Source organism: Streptomyces sp. DH12 (genome assembly GCF_020873895.1).
GTDB lineage: Bacteria > Actinomycetota > Actinomycetes > Streptomycetales > Streptomycetaceae > Streptomyces.
The window spans coordinates 1-510 of the sequence record NZ_JAHWGT010000712.1 but is presented as its reverse complement, the minus strand read 5'-3'; the positions used below and the strand labels follow the sequence as shown (position 1 = coordinate 510).

The window sequence follows — 510 nt, the reverse complement described above, 5'->3', positions numbered from 1 at the left end:
CTACGGCTGGTCCATGCTGCTCATGGAGAAGCTCATGGGCCCCGCCGAGGAGGGCGGCCGGGCCATGACGCCGCTGGTCCTCGCCACCACCCAGGCCGTCATCGGCGTCGGCTGGGCCGGCATCAACATGCCCAACGGCGGCTTCGACTCCACCCCGCACTTCTCCGCCTCCATCATCGGCGCCCTGCTGGTGCTCGGCGTCCTCAACACCGGCCTGGTCTACATGTGCTTCGCCTGGCTGATCCGCGAGGAGGGCGCAGCCAAGGCCTCCGGCGTGCTGTACGCGGTGCCGGTGGTGCTCACCCTCGGCATGGTGCTGCTGGAGGACCACGTGCTGGGCACCCGCGAGATCCTCGGCATGGCCGTCATCGTGGCCGGCCTGATCCTGACCCGCCTGCCGCAGCGCACGGCCCCCGCCGGCCGCCCACGGTCCGCCGACCGGGCGACCCCGGCCGCCAAGACCCCCGCAGCGGTGCGCTGAGGCCCCGGCCCGGCCCACCGGACTGGAAA

At 72.9% G+C, this 510-nt stretch carries 1 protein-coding gene; it reads left to right on the top strand.

Annotated features, from left to right (window positions below; translation table 11 throughout):
- Positions 1–481 (top strand): DMT family transporter (locus LPA54_RS36655; protein ID WP_228984821.1); only part of this gene is annotated, 481 nt, incomplete at its 5' end.
- Positions 482–510 lie beyond the last annotated feature (29 nt).